The 16,803-nt window shown below is 39.1% G+C and carries 15 protein-coding genes; 10 read left to right on the top strand and 5 right to left on the bottom strand.

Annotated elements, in window-relative coordinates:
- Positions 1–243: 243 nt before the first annotated feature.
- From V3Z67_RS15775 to V3Z67_RS15750, 6 genes are all read left to right on the top strand, one after another.
- On the top strand, positions 244–783 hold the full coding sequence (locus V3Z67_RS15775) for a hypothetical protein (protein WP_330444229.1): 540 nt from the start codon (positions 244–246) through the stop codon (positions 781–783).
- A gap of 371 nt (positions 784–1,154) precedes the next feature.
- On the top strand, positions 1,155–1,604 hold the full coding sequence (locus V3Z67_RS15770) for a hypothetical protein (protein WP_330444228.1): 450 nt from the start codon (positions 1,155–1,157) through the stop codon (positions 1,602–1,604).
- Positions 1,594–2,070, top strand: a complete 477-nt coding sequence (locus tag V3Z67_RS15765; protein ID WP_330444227.1) for a hypothetical protein — start codon at positions 1,594–1,596, stop codon at positions 2,068–2,070. The genes V3Z67_RS15770 and V3Z67_RS15765 overlap by 11 nt, the downstream gene beginning before the upstream one ends.
- Positions 2,057–3,199, top strand: coding sequence for a hypothetical protein (locus V3Z67_RS15760; protein ID WP_330444226.1), 1,143 nt, complete (start codon positions 2,057–2,059; stop codon positions 3,197–3,199). The genes V3Z67_RS15765 and V3Z67_RS15760 overlap by 14 nt, the downstream gene beginning before the upstream one ends.
- Before the next feature lie 882 nt (positions 3,200–4,081).
- Positions 4,082–6,262, top strand: coding sequence for a hypothetical protein (locus V3Z67_RS15755; RefSeq protein WP_330444225.1), 2,181 nt, complete (start codon positions 4,082–4,084; stop codon positions 6,260–6,262).
- Positions 6,263–6,271: 9 nt separating this feature from the next.
- Positions 6,272–9,253: a hypothetical protein gene (locus V3Z67_RS15750; RefSeq protein WP_330444224.1), complete on the top strand. Its 2,982-nt coding sequence runs from the start codon at positions 6,272–6,274 to the stop codon at positions 9,251–9,253.
- Positions 9,254–9,311: 58 nt separating this feature from the next.
- Here the strand turns inward: V3Z67_RS15750 and V3Z67_RS15745 are convergent, their stop codons facing one another.
- Complete coding sequence (locus tag V3Z67_RS15745) at positions 9,312–10,166, bottom strand: hypothetical protein (protein ID WP_330444223.1); 855 nt, start codon at positions 10,164–10,166, stop codon at positions 9,312–9,314.
- Positions 10,167–10,275: 109 nt separating this feature from the next.
- Here V3Z67_RS15745 and V3Z67_RS15740 point away from each other — a divergent pair, with 109 nt between their 5' ends.
- Together V3Z67_RS15740 and V3Z67_RS15735 are read left to right on the top strand one after the other, a co-directional pair.
- On the top strand, positions 10,276–10,515 hold the full coding sequence (locus V3Z67_RS15740) for a hypothetical protein (protein WP_330444222.1): 240 nt from the start codon (positions 10,276–10,278) through the stop codon (positions 10,513–10,515).
- A complete protein-coding gene (locus V3Z67_RS15735; RefSeq protein ID WP_330444221.1) occupies positions 10,516–10,758 on the top strand; it encodes a hypothetical protein in 243 nt (80 codons plus the stop codon). It abuts the gene before it with no gap.
- 28 nt (positions 10,759–10,786) lie between these two features.
- Here the strand turns inward: V3Z67_RS15735 and V3Z67_RS15730 are convergent, their stop codons facing one another.
- The 4 genes from V3Z67_RS15730 to V3Z67_RS15715 form a co-directional block, all read right to left on the bottom strand.
- Positions 10,787–12,538, bottom strand: coding sequence for a hypothetical protein (locus V3Z67_RS15730; protein WP_330444220.1), 1,752 nt, complete (start codon positions 12,536–12,538; stop codon positions 10,787–10,789).
- 4 nt (positions 12,539–12,542) lie between these two features.
- On the bottom strand, positions 12,543–13,637 hold the full coding sequence (locus V3Z67_RS15725) for a hypothetical protein (RefSeq protein WP_330444219.1): 1,095 nt from the start codon (positions 13,635–13,637) through the stop codon (positions 12,543–12,545).
- Between the two features lie 117 nt (positions 13,638–13,754).
- Complete coding sequence (locus tag V3Z67_RS15720; RefSeq protein WP_330444218.1) at positions 13,755–14,063, bottom strand: hypothetical protein; 309 nt, start codon at positions 14,061–14,063, stop codon at positions 13,755–13,757.
- A 2-nt stretch (positions 14,064–14,065) separates the two neighbouring features.
- On the bottom strand, positions 14,066–14,359 hold the full coding sequence (locus tag V3Z67_RS15715; RefSeq protein ID WP_330444217.1) for a hypothetical protein: 294 nt from the start codon (positions 14,357–14,359) through the stop codon (positions 14,066–14,068).
- A 293-nt stretch (positions 14,360–14,652) separates the two neighbouring features.
- On the opposite strand from V3Z67_RS15715, the gene V3Z67_RS15710 reads away from it, so the two are divergent.
- The gene (locus V3Z67_RS15710; RefSeq protein ID WP_330444216.1) at positions 14,653–15,678 is read left to right on the top strand and encodes a head maturation protease, ClpP-related; all 1,026 of its coding nucleotides are present in this window, start codon (positions 14,653–14,655) and stop codon (positions 15,676–15,678) included.
- Positions 15,678–16,736, top strand: a complete 1,059-nt coding sequence (locus tag V3Z67_RS15705; protein ID WP_330444215.1) for a hypothetical protein — start codon at positions 15,678–15,680, stop codon at positions 16,734–16,736. The genes V3Z67_RS15710 and V3Z67_RS15705 overlap by 1 nt, the downstream gene beginning before the upstream one ends.
- The last annotated feature ends 67 nt before the right edge of the window (positions 16,737–16,803 follow it).

Genomic DNA, 16,803 nt, shown 5'->3' with positions numbered 1-16,803 from the left:
ATATACTAAAGTACGAGTAAGCACATACCTGTAGCAAACGGCCTAAGGCACCACAGCCCGACTTTTTGGTTCTTTTGTGTCACGGACAAAAGAACAAGTATTAATTTATTGAGATTTCTCCACTCCACTTCGTTACGGTCGAAATGGAAAAATATCCTTCCTCCGTCAGGGTGACATACAAGCTAAACCATCAACTACCACCATCAACCGAAAACTAATAACATCACATCAATACCCATTACAATGAAAAACATAAGTATAAAACAGTACACAGCCCTGCAGGATACCCTTATGTATGATGCCGTACTGGAACACCTAAACCCCAAAAACACCTTTGCCGGCAGGAGCATGGATACTAATAAAATGCCTTATGCCAACGTAAAATACTGCATTAGGCTGCTGCCAAAAATAAACAGCTGGGAGGGCATTTGCCAACTCTTCACTATTTGTTTTGATATTACCGAAGCTGAGTTTTGGGCAACCCCGATAGCCGAATATTTCCCCGCAAAAAAATACCTGGTAAGTGAGTTTGAAACAATCATTACTACCGAAAGTAAGGCACTCGCCTCCCAATCGACCGATGCGCATTTGTGGCAGATGGCGGGCGCCGACAGGTTAAAACCCTACAGCGATACACTCCCTCTGCTTCAGTTAGGCAAGCTGTTTGGGCAATACCCCTTTGATTTAGGCAGGAAACCTTATGGCGAAATATTCAGCCTGCTGGTACAAACCAAAACCCAAAATGAAGTGGAACACGATTACCAAAAACTGAATAGTAAGTAGTGATTAGTGTTCATTGCTCAGTTTATTTAGTAAAAAAGAGCCTTCCCCTGTCAGGACGACAACAGGAGTAAGCACACCGCTTTAGCAAACGGCATAAGGTGCTGTGGCGTAAAGAAAATTATAAGCGAGGCGTTAATAAGCATCCGCTGTTTGAGGCGATAGCCGAGTTCGGATGGTTTAGCCGAGAGCCATAATTTTTAGCCTAAGGCATCACAGCCTTGAACTTTTGGTTCTTTTGTTTCAAGACAAAAGAACAGGTAAATCAACATTCACTAAAAGAGATCCTTCCTTCGTCAGGATGACAAACTCAAGCAAACACACCACAAAGCAACCCACAACAAGAAACAAGAAACCCTAAACCCTAAAACAACATGGACATTGTACGTTTTCTTCAGCAAATAGCCCAAGACCAAAACCTTATTTACCACTACGGAAAAAAAGCTGCCCTAAACCTGCTGGAAGGTGAAGGCGAACCCAACACCACTTATTTCCTTCATGAAATTACTACACGTAAAAGCGAATACAACGACACGGGTACAAAAATTGTAGCCGATAATTACTCGGGTAAATTCTTCCTTGTAAAACAGTCGGACTTAGACCAGCAGTATTTCGCAGAGCGCGATCCAAACCAAACCGGAAAGTTTACCCAAAACATAGAGCCGTTACTTACAGTATTCCAAACACTGGGTAATAAAATTGCCTGTAAAGGTATTGCTGTACACCAGTGGGAAAACATAGATGTTACCGATGCGCTCGATGCTAATATGGACGGACTACTATGCTCCTATTCTGTTAGAATACCGGTAAGCTATGAGCAGTAGTACAGCTATTTTAGTATCTCATTTTGAAATACTGAAAAATGACCTCATTAAAAAATATGATGAGTTGGGTATGCGCGCCTCCGGAAACTGGGCCGATACGCTTAAAGTTGAAGTTGAAAACTATAGCGTTCAAATTACAGGTGCACCCTACAGCGAGGCTCTGGAAAACGGTTACAAACCCGGTAAGCAACCACCTAGTGAGGCCATAGAGCAATGGATTATTGCAAAAGGAATCTCTACTCAAGTTGAAGGCAATATATCCATTAGCAGCCTTGCCTACCTTATTGCCCGAAAAATAGGCCGTGAAGGTTGGGACAGAACCGAACATGGCGGTACCGAACTGATAAGCAGTGTAATTACCCCACAACGCATACAGTTTATTATTGATGATGTAAGCGATAATGAACTCACTATGATTACTTCAAATATTACTAATCTTCTAAACTCTTTTTATGATAGTATTTAAAACCCCTATTGACACCACCCGCCTCAGGATGGCGTATAATAACGACGTACTTAGCTTTTACGACAACTTTTTGGTAAAGCCAAAGTACTGCGACATCACACTTGGAGAAACGCCCATAAGGCTTTTCCCTGCACCCGACGGGACTTTTTTCCTAAACCTCAAGCCCTATGTTACATCGCTTATAAACACCCGTAATTTTGAAGACACATTGAGTCCGTCAATTGGTGGTATAAATCCGTCTTCTTATGTAAAAGCCTTTAGTGATGGTACCTATCTGGAGCAGGAAATCCATTTTTCCATCTACTTTCAAAACGATACCCAAACACAGGCCACTTATAACCTAACATGGCTGGCAGGCGTTAATCAGCATACTGATTATTACCGCCGAACGATTAATGATTATTTTCCGCTTACTCCGTCAAAGTCAAACAGTACACAGCATTTTTACCTAAAATACTGGGAAGGCTATCCGTTTGATATTACCTTGCACATGCCAAACACGCAGTATTTTACTCTGAAAAATAACACCACTACCCTATCTACACAAATGCTTACACGCGGCAGGGTATCAAGGCTGGTACTTAGTGATGGTCGTACCGATGAAACTCTGGAAAATGTACTGCCACTTATTGAAGGGCATAACGAACTGAGGTTTAAGGCAGGTAGCACCGATAGTAATAATGATACTTTTATCACACTCGAAAAAATTCCGTATAAAAAAGGGGCCTACCTAAAATGGCTAAACTCCTATGGCGGTTACAGTTACTGGCTTTTTGAAAACACCTACAGCATTGACCGAAGCACAAAATACATGGGCGAAATTGATAACGACTACAGTAATATAGATCGCTCCTTTGGGCGAAGCATACAAATAGGGAAAGAGAGTATTGACTCTTATAAAATCACTGCCGAACTGCTTAGCGAAAACGAACGCCGCATTGTAGAAGGGATTCTGGAAAGTCCGAAAGTGTACTTTTTTACAGGAAAGCCCCTTAGCCAAAACAACAAAAACAGCTGGGTAGAGGTTACATTAAAAACAGGCAATGCCCGCGTTAAAAACCCAAAACAGCCGTTAACCAACTTTACGTTTGATATTGAGCTTCCGCAGCGATATACAATAAGTTTGTAAAGTCTGTAAAGTCCTAAAGTCCTCGTGCCTCAACTAATAACAATAGGGATCCTTCCTCTGTCAAGATGACAAATACGAGTGAGCACACCAGTATGAAAAACGGCCTAAGATGCTGTGGCGTAAAGAAAATTATAAACGAGGCGTAAAAAGCATCCGCTGTTTGAGGCAATAGCCGAGTTCGGATGGTTTAGCCGAGAGCCATAATTTTTAGCCTAAAGCATCTAAGCCCGACTTTTTGGTTCTTTTGTGTCAAGGACAAAAGAAGGAAGGAGATGAGATTGCCGCGTCGTTCCTCCTCGCAATGACAACTCTAAAGCTGGCGCGAGCGTCCCGCTCATGCCGCAACCCGCAATAAAAAATCCCCTTCCTTCGTCAGGATGACAGGCACGAGTGAGCACACAACAGTAAAAAACGGCCTAAGGTGCTGTGGCGTAAAGAAAATTATAAATGAGGCGTAAAAAGCATCCGCTGTTTGAGGCGATAGCCGAGTTCGGATGGTTTAGCCGAGAGCCATAATTTTTAGCCTAAAGCATCTAAGCCCGACTTTTTCTTTCTTTTGTGTCACGGACAAAAGAACAGGTATTAATTTATTCAGATTTCTCCACTCCACTCCGTTACGGTCGAAATAGAAAATAAGATCCTTCCTCCGTCAGGATGACAAACACACTCTGTCATTTTGAGCGTAACGGAGTGGAGTCGAAAAATCTTAATCAAAAATCGTTATGCTAACGCGAGCATCCCGCTCGTGTTATAAAAAAAAGTAGATCCTTCTTCAGTAAGTATAACAGGCTCCTGTCTACACTCTATTATCTCCCGTCTTAAAAAAATATTTGACCATAACAAAACAACTTGTCTCTCTTACTTTACATTAACCGGCAGTTAATGGACTTAGACGCAGGCGAGGTTATTGCCCAAACCAAACAGGTAAACGACCTTAACAGCCTTGAAGACCGTCAGTCCAGCTTTACCAACAAGTTTAAACTCCCTAAAACCGCAAATAATGTAAGGGCACTGGACCACATGACCCTTACCGGAAATGCCTCAAACGTACCCTATCAAAAAAATCAGTGCACACTGTATAACAATACCGGCGAATGCTTTATAAATAACGGCTATGCTGTGATAACCGACTCTGGCGATTACTATGAAGCTGTGGTTTACGACGGTATAATAGATTTGTTCAAGGCTATAGAAAACGCTTCGCTCGCCGATCTTGATCTTACCGAAACAGAACACATCAAAACCCCCGAAGCTGTTGCAAACACATGGAATCAGGATTTGCCCTACCGTTACATTCTTGCCGATTATAACGGAGAAAACCCGCTTAATGTATCTAATACACTTAAAATATATGTTGATTACCTAATACCCAGCCTTAATGTAGCATGGCTTTGGGATAAGATATTTGAAAAATACGGGTTTGAATATTCGGGGTCTGTATTTGATTCAGATGAGTTTAAAAACCTTTGGTTAACCTATCCTAAAGGAACAGAAAACAATGGTGAAGTACTTTTTAAAAGTACGCCCGAAAGTTGGCACTGGTTAAAACAGGGATGGCCAGAATGGAAAATATACTCGGCTGCCTTTTACGATCCCGAAGTGAATGAGCTTGAAGAGACCTGGAGCGAAAACGATGACCCCGAACGTATTCGTTACCTTAAAGCTCCACAATCAGGCATGTACAGGCTAAGCATTAAAGGCAACCTTACTAATGTAAACACTTCGGTAGATCTTGTTGTATGTAAAAACGCCGATTACCATGGTGAATTTCTTGCTTACGATAACATTCTGATTCCCGAATTTTACATCGCTGCAAAAAACATACAGCCCTATACTAATTTCAGTACCTCAAAAACATTTAGGCTTGAGGAAGGCGAAACCGTTTGTTTGGTATTTAGAAATACCAACAAAAAATTCAGGTTTTGGGACACCCCTACCTTAGATGTCACTTTTACCAAGCTAAATGCTGCACAAACTAATTTTACCGATGCGCTTTCGGGCTTTACCCTAAAAGATTTCCTAAAGGAAATTATATACCGTTTTGGGCTGGTACTTTACAAGGATAAAAACGAAAACAAATACGAATTTCTAACCCTCACAGAGCAGTTAACCTCTCCGCCAAGTACCGACTGGAGTGACAAATTTGCCCGAAAAATTAACGAAAGTTATATATATGGCAGTTATGCAAAACAAAACTGGTTTAGGTACAAGTACAATGGCGAAGGTTCGGCGCACAACGACCATTACATAGGGGTTGACAACGAAAATTTAAATGAGACCAAAGACAGTATTAAGTCAAAAATTTACAGTCCGGAGCCTTACCAAAGCTCCATAGGCGGACTTACCAATATTTATAAGTTTTGGGAAAAAGAAGCCGTAGAAAACCCCGAACCGGGCGAACCAACCGTAACTTACAAATCGCTTGATAATAGGTTTTACCTTATGCGTTGTGAACCGGTAAACATGACAACACTCGTAATAAGCAGCGTTTTGGCACAATCTACCCAGTCACCTAAATTTTACACCGAAAATTTTAGCAAACTATCCTTTTTTGATATTATAAACACCTACTATAATCCGCTTAAAAGCATACTGGAAAAAGCCCTTATCGTTAATACCGAAATGTACCTTAATGATACTGATGTGGCAAATTTCGATTTTAAAAAACTGTATTACATAGATGCGCTATCGGGGTATTTTCTAGTCAATAAAATAAACAACTACATACCGGGTAAACTAACAAAGTGCGAACTGGTAAGGGTAAATTATTCGCCACCACAAACCGGTTTTGTTTTAGGGCCTATAGTGCGCACCCCGTCGTTAACCATAAACAATGTGGTAAGGCTTACCCCTACTACTTATCAGGTAGGCTATATAACCAACTTCCCTACCAGGTTTGATGTAATGCACCAGTACTCGCCCGATGGTACTAACTGGAAAACAGGCAGGGTAACCCTTTTACCGGGGCAACCGGGTATTTTAACAACCAGTGTAAATGCTACCCATTTCAGGCTACTGTACAACAGTACCAAAACCTACTCCAATACTTTTATACTTGACTAACATAAAACAATGGCAAAAGAAAAAGAAATTGTAATTGCAAAGCTCGATATCGACGTAAAGGCATTACTGGCGAGTGCCAAGCAGGCAAAAAAGGCCATTAACTCCTTAAAGGAACAAATGACCAGCCTTAAAAAAGAAGGTAAGGAAAATACCAAGCAGTTTGAAAAAATGCGCAGTGAACTGGAAAGCCTTATCTTAAAGCTCGAACAGCAGGTTAAAGCCCTAAAAAAGGTAAGCAAGGAAAATGATAAAATGACTGATAGCCAAAAAGACCTTACCAAGACTACCAAAAAAGCCGCAAAACAACAAGACGATTTTGCAGATGCTCTTAAAGACGGAAAATCGGCAATGAAGGATTATGGTTCGGCAGCAAAAAAAGCGGCAAAAGACCAGGAAGAGTTTTCAGACTCGGTAGATGAAACCTCCGATACCCTAAGCGACCTTTCGGATACTGCAAAAGATGGTAAAGATGCCCTAAATGAATTTACCAAATCAATAACAAAAATGAATACTGCGGTTGACCAGGGTGACACAGAAGTAAAAAAGGTAAAAAACACTTTCAATAGCTATAAAAAAGAGCTTACTGACTCCTACGACAAGATTAATATATTTAACGGCGGAATTGGCGGACTTATCACACGAGCGAAAGAAGCTGGTGGTGCAGCACCTCTTTTAAGTAGTGCCTTTTCGGGTATGACATCGGGTATTGTAGGGATGACAAAAGCCGCATGGCAGTTTGTAAAAAATCCGTTTGGGTTAATACTTGCAGCCGTAGCAATTGCTGCATCGGCAGTTGTAGATATATTTAAAACCTTTCAGCCAATTGTAGAAACGGTAGAAAAAGTTACTGCGGCGGCAGGTGCAGCTTTTGAGTCTATTAAAAACTCAATACTCGATCTTATTAATGTATTATCGGGAGCAAAATCAATAGGCAGTTGGTTTTCAGATATGGGAGAAAACATGGCCGAAGCTGCCGCAGAAGCCTACAAACTTAAAGATGCACAACAGGAACTTGCCAAGCAAATGGAACTGCAGGAAATAAAAAATGCCGAGGCACAAAAAAGCATTGAAGCATATACCCGTGCCTCTGAAGATCAAACCAAAACCGAAGAGGAAAGATTAGCAGCTCTTAAAGAGGCTAACGAACTTGAACAGCAAAACCTTAATGAGCGTAAAGACCATGCAGAAGAAGCTTACAGAATTGCTGCCGAAGCCCTCGCTAACGGTGCCAACCTTAATGATGAAGAAAAAAAACTGCTAAAGGAACAGGGCTATGAGTATGCACAAAAACTGCAAAAAACAAAAAGTCTTAGTGAAGAAGAAATAGAGGCACTCAAAGATGCCCAACTAAAACGTATTGAAATACAGCAGGAAGATGCCAACCTTACCGTAAAACACCACGACAATATTAATTCCCTTACAGATAAGTTTACAGACGAACAGGAAGACAAACTAAACAAACGAAAGGAACAGTGGGACAAATATGTAGACCACATGCTCCAAAAACAAAAGGAACTTTTAGACCTGTATGTAGCCCAAAATAATGGTGTGGCAAAAACATTAAATGAGCAACTCGACTATCAAAAAGAGTACATGACAAAATCTATAGCCCTGCTGAATGAAGAGCTGAAACAGAAAAAAATAAGCAGGGTGCAGTATGATACTGAAATGAAAAATATAAAGAATGAATTTGATTCAAAAACATTTCAGGCTACCGTAAACTTTGCCAATGCCGAACTGGAACTGTGGAAACAGCAAAACCAAAGTAAACTCAATAACGGTAAAGAGTTTACAGATGAAATGTACTTTGAGGAGGAAGAAAGATTACAAAAATTAAGAGATTTACAGTTAAAAACGTTAGGAGATGATACTGAAAAAAATGCTGCAGCAATAGCCCAAAAAATAGATACTAACCAGGAGCTAACAGACGCCGAAATTGAACTGTATACCCAGTATTTAAAGATAGAAGAGGATTATAATAATGCAAAACAAGCTGTCGCAAAGGCTGGTGAAGATGCTAAAAAACAAGCCAATAAAGACAGTGTAGCAAAAGAGATAGAGGAAATACAAAAAAAGGCAGAGGCTGAACAGTTGCAGTTTGATATTAAAATGGCAAATGCCGAAACGCAGTACCAGGAGCAAACTATTGCCGAAGATGCCCGCTATGCAGCCGAAAAAGCCAAACTTGACGAACGTAAAATAATAGAAGTTGCTGAATTAAAGGAAAAACGCGATGACGGACTTATTAGCGAAGATGAATATAAAAAGCAGCTATCAGACAAAAACGATGAATATAATAGCAAAATACAGTTAAACGATAAAGAACATGAAGAAAAGCTAAAGGAAATTAAAGAAGCTTCTACCAACTTTAAACTGGGCCTTGCCTCAAGCACCTTTGGTAACCTTAGTACCATACTGGGTAAAGAGAGTAAAGCCGGTAAGGCTATGGCAGCGGCTCAGGCCACTATTGATACCTACCAGTCGGCAGTTGGAGCATACAAGTCTATGGCGGGTATACCTATTGTTGGCCCGGCACTTGGTGCGGCGGCTGCAGGAGCCGCTGTAGCGGCAGGTTTGGCAAACGTAAAGAAAATTACATCGACCAAAACACCAAAGGCCGAAAAAGGTGCGCTGTTTAATATTGGCGGACAAAGGCACAGTGCCGGGGGTACTATGTTTACCGGTGAAGACGGCACCCGCTTTGAAGCCGAAAAGGGCGAACTTATAGGCGTAATGAACCGCAATGCCGCTCGTCACTTCATGGCATTTAACAATGCATTCCCGGCGGGGGGTGGCAGTACAACGGGCAATTATTTTGAGAGTGGCGGTATAGTATCGCGTGATATAGCCCCCTCACAAATAAACATGCAGGAACTGGCTAACCTAACTGCCGAAGCCGTTAAAAGCATACCACCTCCTATTGTAGCTGTAGAAGATATTATTACACAGGGTAACAGCTATGTACAGATAAGAGAAGGGGCTAACTTTTAAATAAAATAAAGGCTGTCTCAAATTTGAGACAGCCTTTATTTATATTAATTATATTGTATTATTTCTTGCTTTTTTCTCGGGCTTCAAGCTTGGCAATACCACATGCTATGACACCTCTTATTCTTTCGCCGCCTTCGGGAGATATATCATTTTCTGACGATTCCTTTTTCCCTCCCAGTAGTACACTAACTATTCTATTCTCACTAAAAAGTTTTTTATATTCATCACTTTCTATTTCTATTATAACTGCACGCCTATCTTTACCCTTTCTTGAAACTATAAGTGGATCATTAGGTAACTCCAATTTAGCACCATTATCAAAAATTACAGTAAGTCCCATATTTTCTTTTGAGGGTACCTGCATAGTAAGCGTTACAACATCTTTTTCCATTGTTTCAAATGTTCCTCCATTTGTTAACGATACATTAGCATAATCTTCTAAGCCATCTGCTGTAAGATAAATTAAATCCTCATCTTCAACACCTCTATCAAAATAATCACAATAAAAATCGTTTGGAACATCAAGCCCTCCTTCTACCTCAAAATAATAGTGTTTAGGATAATTTTCCAGTACGTCGTAATAAATAATTTCTCCATCTTCTGCTTCAAGTGTTAGTTTATTATTATACTTAGGGTGTGTTGATACTACTTTAAAAACCCTGTTTTCCAGAGATTTTGGGTCAGATGTTTCAAATCCTATTTCATGATAGGAATGGCGATGATATTTGTCTTTATAAAAATTATGATAGCCTTTTTGTGTTTTTATTTCCTCATCAGTAAGCGGTCTTATTGTAACGGTTTTACCCACTAAAAGCTCCGGGCGTTTAAAAGGAAAAATTTCTGGCTTTTTTTCTTCCTGTGCTATTGCAAGCACACTAAATAGTAATAATAATGCTAATGTAAACTGTTTCATTATTGATGTGGTTTATTTGTATGATTTTTTTCAAATATAGAGAAAATTTTCTAAGTTTGTAAAACTTTTTAAGTGCCTTTTTTTAAATATTTGACTACATTTTTAACTCATGTTAAATGAGATACTTAGCGGTTGGAAAAACTTTATCCAAAAAAGCGAAGTAACCGAAAACACTGCCCGCAAGCGTGCTGCCCTGTGTGCATTATGCCCGCATGCTGCAAAGGGAAAGCTACTTGTTTTTATAAAAGACGACCTTAAGGAAATACAGGGAACTTACTGTAATATATGTAAGTGCCCGTTATCGGCAAAGGTGCGCTCTAATGATATTTGTCCTGAAAATAAATGGTAAATGACCCGCTATGAAACACTTATAAACCTACAGGAAAATTTTATGCAGCTTGTTGCAAAAAATATTATCCCTGTACATGTACTGGACTGGAAAGTATACTATGAAGCCTACCTTAAAGAAACCGAATACCATAAAAAATACTTTAAAAAAGTGCGTAAAACCCACATGATACAACAGGTTGCCGAAAACTATAACATTACCGAACGTACCATGTTTAACGTAGTTGCCTTTATGGAGGGCTAAAAAAGAGGCTTTATATAAGCCTCTTTTTTTAGTTTTTTACTTGGGTTAAGCCAAACTCTCTGTTATTTATATAGTCTTCAATAGCAATTGTTATGTTACCGTTTTCATCTTTTTCACGATATACCTGAACTGTAAACTTAGAATTGTCATAAACCTTACTTTCAGTTTCTACACTCTCGTAGGTAACCCTGTAATTATCCCACGTATTATTGTCATAAGTCCAGGGATTTGTTATAAGCCTGCCGCTAAAACTGTTTTTTATACCTGTGCTTTCTTTCTCGGTAAAGGTATAATCAATATAACCACCTGTTCTTTTTGCTTCAAGCGTGCAGTCGCAAACAGCTACTGCTTTAAAAGTATACTTTTTACCCTCTTCGAGTATTTTAGGAAAAATCAGTTTTTGTTTTCTATCTTTATAAAAACCATTTTCTCTTATTTTAAGCTCAATAAACTCCCATAATGATTTATTAATATCAAATTCTTCTACTTTAGAAATATTAATCTGACTTTTCCATCCTCCAAAATGTCCGTAACGCTTTCCATAAGTACGAATACCTTTCACCTTCATATATATTCCCCTGTTAAACGAACTTTTAATGCCTAATCCCATTTTACCTTCAACAACCACACTTTGTTTAACATCTTCATCAAAAAAAGCCCAGCCTTCTCCCTCATACTCTTTGTCTTTAATCCATACAAATGAATGTCCCTCAAACGTACCTGAATAAAATCCCTCTTTCTCAAAGTATTCAAGTCGCTGTTCATCTATTTTTGGTTTAGTTTTATAAACCTGATATTTCTTTAAATAATCTTCCAATAAAATATTAGTATCAACCTCAATAATCTCGTCGACCTCTATAGTATACTTGGTAAAGTAACTTTCAAAAAAAGAACGTTGCTCTATTAATTTCCCTTTCAGCCTAACAAAAGATGTATTTACAAAACCATCAGGAAGCTTATTATTTTTAAGATTTACTATTATTGGCACCTGTACCAAGCTGTCCTTTAATGGAAAAAAAAGATTTTCCCTGCCATTTATTTTATAAAACCCTTCTACCTCAACAACGCCTTGTTTCTCTTTATTTTTTCTTTCCTGCTTATACTTGTAAAAAGTTTTGGTTGTGTCTATTTCTGTTAACTCGGTAATATTAAACTGACTGTTATATTCCCCTGATAAACCATAACTACGACCGGTAATTTTAAATCCGCTGCCTTTTACATACACCCCGTCTGCAGTAAACTTATCAGGGTACACTTCGCTATGTTTACGGGAAGCTCTCCCTTCAAAACAAATGCCTAAAGTATCTGTAACTTCTCCGTCTTTCAGTTCTACATAATATAGTTCCCCATAGCGTTCATTGTAAAAGCCTTCACTTTCAAAATATTCAATTCTTTCTTCACCTTCGTTTAAAACTTCCCTTTTTTCATCGGCATGTTTTTTTAAAAATATTTCCATGAGCATAGTGGTGTCAATTAGCGTAACCTCATCAACCACTATTCGGTTTTTTACATAATAGCAATCGTAATTATATTTTGCTCTCAATTTTTTTCCTTTAATCCTAACCCGTGCTGTATTAACAAACCCGTTGGGTATTTTATATCTTTCAATTTCCAGATTAATAGGTCCATTAACGGTATTATTAACTACCGGAAACAATGCATGGCCTCCTCCGCCAAGAGATATTTTATAAAAGCCTTCAATTACAATTTCTTTCTCTTCTTCCTGCCCGTAAAAACAAACAGAAACCAGTAGCAGTAATAACGTAAGGTACTTTTTCATGGGGTTAGTTTTTAATTAAAAGCTCGGTGTTTTCTATCCATACTGCCAGATACGGACTCTCACTATCCCTGCGTTTTAGCAGTACCATAAATGGTTTGTTTACAAACATTTTTTTAGGTACAATTTTCTCCTCAGGCATTTCTTCAGTAATAGACTCAACTATAGCTTCACTCTCCACAGCAGCACCTTCTTCGTCTAACTGAAAGGAAATACGCTGATAAGCCTCTTTAACTCTATATTCCTCGGGTTGTCCTTTAAGGGTGAACCTGTTATCGGTAAGATCAGGGCAGTTAGATTTTAGGTTAAAATATATTTTAGGAATAACCAAACGGTCTTCTTCATTAAACTTATATCTCCAGGCTTTATCGGCAGCAGGTTCAAAAGAACTTCTTGTTTTAACGGTTTCGATTACCTGTTCTATACCCTGCTGTAATGATTGTGGTTTTTGGTTAGGCATCCATAACAAAATCTCATGGCTTTTATCTTTAGGGTTTAGCCTTACTATAAAGTCATTATCGCTATTGTAGTTAAGTATATTTACACGATTCTCATCATGACCTCCCCGTGTATAAAAAGCCTCTACGTTTTCATTATTAAACAAAAACGGTTCTCTATACACCTCCATACGTTCACTAAACGGAAGTTGCTTTGTAAAACGGGCAGCAGCCTTTATCTCAAAAGTATTAACAATTATCTGTACGGCGGTTTGATATTCGTTTTCGGTAAGGCAGCCTTTGTAATCTTTATAACTGTTTAGTTTTTCCAGTTCGGGGTAATTACTAGCTACAACAATAGGTTTATCATATGTTTTTACTATTTGCTCCCATGCCATTAATAGAGTTGGACAGTAAATGGCATTTTTATTCTTACTTAAAGTGCCTGCCGGAGTAGTAAAAAAAGTAGTGTTTTTAAAAAAGCTGAGATTAACTGCTTCACCAAAGCTTTTTTCACGGCTGTGACCTTCAATAAAATCAGCAATTGGATCACCATTAAGGTTTAAATCAACAACCTCAATAGAGTGTAACGTGTTTTGGGTTTCCTTTTTGCACGATAAAAGTAATAAAGTCAAAAACAGAAAAACAAAGCGGGTAAGGTTCATGTTTTGTGTTGTTTTGGTTGCTACCAAATATAACGCAAAATGTTAAAATTTTATTACCGCTTATAAAAAGGCTTTGAGTATAAGGCAATATTCTTACATGATTTTCATAACAGTATATTACTTTTTCTTTTTCTTCTTCTTTTTTTCAATAATTACATCCTCTGCGTTTTCCTCCTCTTCATTATAAACTAACTCTGTAATACCTGCATCATGCGCAATACGAGTATCATACCCCCGCGCAATAAGTTTTTGATGTTGCTTTATATAATCATTTCTTTTCGGTGTGAAGTTTTCCATTTTATCAGAACTGAAAAATTGCCCAACAACGGCAAATATGCCCGATATAATTATAAAGCCAAACCATATGGCTAAAATCAACACACTAATTTCTAAAGCATACAAAAAAATGTATTTAATATCTCCCATAATTACACTTCTTTTTTCTCAATTACAGGTTCATATCCCTTACTTTTTGCCCATGCTAAATATGCCTCATAATTATCATTATTTAGCTTCTTCATTCTTTTATTGTAATTAGGCAAAAGGTGCTCAATAAAATTATAGAGTACGTTTTGCAGCGGAACCCCAATATACCTTATAAAGCAGGCAGCAATAACAATAATGGCTATCCATCTCATTACTATCATAACGATATAATTACTAAAAATAGAACTAGCCAATATAGCCTCATTCTCTATTGAGGTAAAAAAAAATAAAATCATTAGGTGTGTTTGTTGGTTGTCCAAATATAAAAACATTTTACTGAAAAAACCGCTTCAGTAAAACACTAAAAACCCGTCGTATCTTTGTACTGTGAAAATGAGATAACAAATACTTCTTATTTAAAGATTAAAACATTTAAGATTTAAAGATTCCACCCATACAAATCATCAATCTTTATTCAATATTTTAATCTTTCAATTTTCAATTCCCCTCTCCACTGTTTACTGCACTCCTTTTCTGCAATCCCCTCTTTCAAATTTTCAATCTTTCAATCTTAAATGAACACAATGAAATGACAGGAAACATTTACATCTCCGGCCAGATAGGCTCGTTTGACGGAACCCCCGGCATAGAGCTTATAGACGTTGTAAGCCAGGTAAAAAAACAACCTAAAGCCACTGCTTTTAACGTACACATCAATTCGGAGGGCGGACTCGTAGATGTGGGCTTCGACATCTACCACTACCTCAAATCGCTGGGCAGGCCCATAACCACCATAGGCAGCGGTATAGTAGCCAGTATAGCCACCGTGATATTCATGGCAGGCAGCAAAAGGCTCATTCGTGAAAACACCCCTTTCATGATTCACCTGCCCTGGGGCGGCTCCATGGGAACGGCAGACGAACTCTCAAAATTTGCCACACAGTTAAAAAGCATCGAGAAAAAACTCGTTGGTTTTTACAAAAACACCCTAAACATACAAGAGCAGGCCATACTCCCCCTCCTTAAAAACGAAACATGGCTTACCGCTACACAGTTAACTGATTTAGGCTTTACCACCTCGCAGCAGGTAGCAATAGCTGCAAAAGCATATTTAAAACCCAATACTATGACCAAATTTACCGAGAAAGACAGGCACTGGATGGAAAGCCTGTTTACAAAAGTGCTGGCGAAATTTAAGCACAGCCACATGTTTAACAAAGTGGTGCAGGATGCCACCGGAACCGAAATTGATTTTACCGATTTAGAAGACGACGCTGTAATCGAAATTGGACAAATGGCAACTGTAGACGGACTTCCGGCAGATGGTGAGTTTACAATGCCCGACGGATTTACCTACATTTTTACAGAAGGTGAACTAACCGAAATTATTGAACCCGAAGAAGATGCCCCGGCTGAAGAAGCCGCTGCACTAAGGGCAGAAAACAAAAGGCTTAAAAAACAGCTTAACGTTATTAAAGGTGAGGTAATGGCGCTTAAAAGGCAGGTTACCAGCAACTATAGCCTTGACGGAAAAAGGGCAGCTTACAAAAGACCTGCCGAAAACGACAAATTAGCCGGAATGAAAGAATACTTGAGATCTAAAAAAGCACGATAATGGCATTAGTAAATGCAGACAACCTTACTCTAAACCCTCGTGAGGCCGAAACGGTAAGCGGGGTGATTTTCAGCAGAGTCTATAACGATTCAGACCTGCAGGAATTCCACGATATTGAAACCGGAATCGATGTAAGTACACAAATTGCATTTGCCGGACGATTAGGACTACTGGGTAAAAAAGCTGTAGGATGTACACCAAACGAGGCTGGTGGCTTTGAATTAACAGAGAAATACTGGACTCCGGTACTGGAAGATTTCCGTCTTTCTCACTGTCAGGCAGATATGCCGGCCCTTTTAAAGCTGTTCAAAAAGTCAAAACGCATTAACCCTGATTTCTTTGATGCTGTGGGTACCGAAGAGTTTGGCGTAATCATATCGGCTGTAGAAAGCGCCATGCTCGAAAACATGCACCGCAAAATATGGTTTAACGACACCACTGCAGAAACTGTAGATAATAACGGTGTATTTACTAACGGAACTGACCTTGATTACTTTAACTCGTTTGACGGACTGTTTAAACAAATTTTTGCCGAAGTACCTACCACAGCGGCAAACTATGTAAGCATCGATAAAAACGCAGGTGTTGACTATGCCTCTCAGGCTCTTGCCGAAGATGCAGCACTGGATATCTTTGAAAAAATGGTAACCGCCGCAGATGAGCGTCTGGTATCTGCAGATGATGCCTACATACTAGCAACACGTTCCCTTGCCGATAACTACCGTGCCACACTAAGGAAAAAGAACTTAGGCTCAGGCTTCCTTGAGGTGGTGGAAGAAGGTCGTCCGCGCCTGTTCTTCGACGGTATCGAGGTAAAAGTACGTTACGACTGGGACAGGTACATTAAAACCTACCAGGACAACGGCACCATCCATAACCTTCCGCACAGGGCTGTATTCACTACAAAATCAAACATCCCTGTAGGTACACTAAGCGACGAAGACCTTTCTAAACTGGATGTGTTTTACGACAAAACCCTTAAAACAAACATCATGGATGCTGCCTATACTATAGATGCCAAGCACCTTGAAAGCTACATGACAGTAGCAGCTTACTAAGCTCCGCTATTATTAATTTCAGGTTTCAGATTATACTAAAAATGAATGGGTATTAAAAACACATTCC

It is taken from the genome of Flavobacterium sp. C4GT6 (assembly GCF_036347315.1).
GTDB lineage: Bacteria > Bacteroidota > Bacteroidia > Flavobacteriales > Flavobacteriaceae > Flavobacterium.
This window is presented reverse-complemented; position numbering and strand designations above follow the sequence as displayed.

Coding starts and splice junctions, on each gene's coding strand:
- V3Z67_RS15705 (WP_330444215.1), top strand. CDS start 15,678: ATGGCATTAGTAAATGCAGACAACCTTACTCTAAACCCTCGTGAGGCC.
- V3Z67_RS15715 (WP_330444217.1), bottom strand. CDS start 14,359: ATGATTTTATTTTTTTTTACCTCAATAGAGAATGAGGCTATATTGGCT.
- V3Z67_RS15745 (WP_330444223.1), bottom strand. CDS start 10,166: ATGAAACAGTTTACATTAGCATTATTATTACTATTTAGTGTGCTTGCA.
- V3Z67_RS15770 (WP_330444228.1), top strand. CDS start 1,155: ATGGACATTGTACGTTTTCTTCAGCAAATAGCCCAAGACCAAAACCTT.
- V3Z67_RS15735 (WP_330444221.1), top strand. CDS start 10,516: ATGACCCGCTATGAAACACTTATAAACCTACAGGAAAATTTTATGCAG.
- V3Z67_RS15765 (WP_330444227.1), top strand. CDS start 1,594: ATGAGCAGTAGTACAGCTATTTTAGTATCTCATTTTGAAATACTGAAA.
- V3Z67_RS15730 (WP_330444220.1), bottom strand. CDS start 12,538: ATGAAAAAGTACCTTACGTTATTACTGCTACTGGTTTCTGTTTGTTTT.
- V3Z67_RS15720 (WP_330444218.1), bottom strand. CDS start 14,063: ATGGGAGATATTAAATACATTTTTTTGTATGCTTTAGAAATTAGTGTG.
- V3Z67_RS15760 (WP_330444226.1), top strand. CDS start 2,057: ATGATAGTATTTAAAACCCCTATTGACACCACCCGCCTCAGGATGGCG.
- V3Z67_RS15740 (WP_330444222.1), top strand. CDS start 10,276: ATGTTAAATGAGATACTTAGCGGTTGGAAAAACTTTATCCAAAAAAGC.
- V3Z67_RS15775 (WP_330444229.1), top strand. CDS start 244: ATGAAAAACATAAGTATAAAACAGTACACAGCCCTGCAGGATACCCTT.
- V3Z67_RS15710 (WP_330444216.1), top strand. CDS start 14,653: ATGACAGGAAACATTTACATCTCCGGCCAGATAGGCTCGTTTGACGGA.
- V3Z67_RS15755 (WP_330444225.1), top strand. CDS start 4,082: ATGGACTTAGACGCAGGCGAGGTTATTGCCCAAACCAAACAGGTAAAC.
- V3Z67_RS15750 (WP_330444224.1), top strand. CDS start 6,272: ATGGCAAAAGAAAAAGAAATTGTAATTGCAAAGCTCGATATCGACGTA.
- V3Z67_RS15725 (WP_330444219.1), bottom strand. CDS start 13,637: ATGAACCTTACCCGCTTTGTTTTTCTGTTTTTGACTTTATTACTTTTA.